This is a genomic window from Clostridium tetanomorphum, assembly GCF_017873215.1.
In the GTDB taxonomy this organism is placed as follows: Bacteria; Bacillota; Clostridia; order Clostridiales; family Clostridiaceae; genus Clostridium_AO; species Clostridium_AO tetanomorphum.
In genome coordinates, this window is the sequence record NZ_JAGGKA010000054.1 from 1 (window position 1) to 1,691 (window position 1,691).

The 1,691-nt window shown below is 26.1% G+C and carries 3 protein-coding genes and 1 tRNA gene; all 4 read left to right on the forward strand.

Annotated elements, in window-relative coordinates:
• Positions 1–17: 17 nt before the first annotated feature.
• Positions 18–93, forward strand: a tRNA-Ala gene (locus J2Z24_RS21145).
• 116 nt (positions 94–209) lie between these two features.
• On the forward strand, positions 210–398 hold the full coding sequence (locus J2Z24_RS21150; RefSeq protein ID WP_035152027.1) for a hypothetical protein: 189 nt from the start codon (positions 210–212) through the stop codon (positions 396–398).
• Positions 376–519, forward strand: coding sequence for a hypothetical protein (locus tag J2Z24_RS21155; RefSeq protein ID WP_173679887.1), 144 nt, complete (start codon positions 376–378; stop codon positions 517–519). Before J2Z24_RS21150 ends, J2Z24_RS21155 begins: the two co-directional genes overlap by 23 nt.
• A gap of 164 nt (positions 520–683) precedes the next feature.
• Positions 684–887, forward strand: a complete 204-nt coding sequence (locus J2Z24_RS21975; RefSeq protein WP_051593434.1) for a 4Fe-4S binding protein — start codon at positions 684–686, stop codon at positions 885–887.
• The last annotated feature ends 804 nt before the right edge of the window (positions 888–1,691 follow it).

Genomic DNA, 1,691 nt, shown 5'->3' on the forward strand with positions numbered 1-1,691 from the left:
CTGAAGGTCCACCATATGGGGGTATAGCTCAGTTGGGAGAGCACCTGCCTTGCAAGCAGGGGGTCAGGAGTTCGAATCTCCTTATCTCCACCATAAAAAGAGTAGTCAAATGACTACTCTTTTTTTATTGTATTTACTATATATTATCATTACTAAAATAAAAATATATACAGCTTTAAATTAAATATTGTAGATATAAGATTAAGGTAGTGATAGCAACACTTATCAATTCTGTGGATGTTGATTTAGAATTAAAAGGAGGGGCTGAGAATGACTTCAATATTCATTCATATCATGCTAATAAAGATGATGGAAGAATCAATCTTTTTAATTCTAATTTTGTAAACAAAGTAAAAGCAATAGACGGAGTTAAAAATGTTGAGGATGTTATTAATTAAAGAAATTAATAATTACTTAACTAAGGATGATATAAAAGATGATGAACATATTTCACAGTATACAGAATTTAAAGTTGTAGGTATTGTAGAGCATAATGGGAATTATTTAGAAAATATGTAATAAGTTTTTTGTACTTTTATAACACATAATATATTTTTATTAAAGATAATGTACTTATTGAGTTGCGTGCAGATATAGACAAAGATTAAGTATGGATATATATTAAAGAAAATATAACAGAATTTGTAGAGAAGGATAATACACTTATTTTAATTGATCATGAAGTGGAAAAAACAACATTAGAAACAACAGAAGTAACAATAATTAAAATTATAAGTTTTAGTATAATATTTACAATTGCTTTTATAGGAATGCTTGTGGCACGATTTGTCTGTGGGTTTTTATGTTCTTTTGGATTAATTCAAGAAATAATATACAAAGTTCTAACGAATAAATTTAAGTTTCCTAAGTGGACCATATATATATAAAATATTTCATCTTAGTTATTTTTTTACCTCTATTATGGGTTAATGAATTAGGAATGGGAGACCCTATTTTTTATAAATATATATGTCCGGCAGAAACCTTAGAAGGACGAATTCCGTTAGTATTGTTAAATGAGGAGTATAGGTTTTTTATATAAATGGAAGATCTCTATATTAATATTAATAATTGTTTTATCTATTTATAGTTTTAGACCATTTTGTAAAATAATTTGTTCGTTAGCAGTTATTTATTCTATTTGGACTTTATTTAATTAAGTTATTATATATGTCATAATTATTATCTATAATATTTTTAATTTATATAAGTGTAGCATAGAAGATAGTAGATTATGAATAAGTTTTTTTAGGTTTTAACTTAAGAGTTGTATTTATTTTAGGTAACTGTAATTATTTTAATTGTAGATTATGAAGCAGTGAAGTATTAGCAGAGATAGTTGTTTAGCAGATAAAATACTTAAGTAACTATGCCTAGTGTATCAGTATGTGAAATAAAGAGTAATAATAAGAAATAATGAATAAAAACCATATAATCTCTGATAATAGCATGTACAATATTTTTAAAGGTTAATTTTTTTGATACAATAACACATGTCGCTGAGAGATGCGGCGGCACAGTAGTTTCAATTAAAGGTTGTTAAAAATAACTTTCAAAAAATATTTAAAAAAAGTTGTTGACAAAGAGAAACTGGTGTGATATTATGAATAAGCTGTCAGATGACAGCAACAATGGTCTTTGAAAATTAAACAGAGAATTAAGAAACCAGTCAATTCTTAACAGGAAACTGT

What these genes read in the sequence shown, in the direction of transcription:
- J2Z24_RS21155 (WP_173679887.1), top strand. Translation starts at nt 376, where the DNA reads ATGTTGAGGATGTTATTAATTAAAGAAATTAATAATTACTTAACTAAG.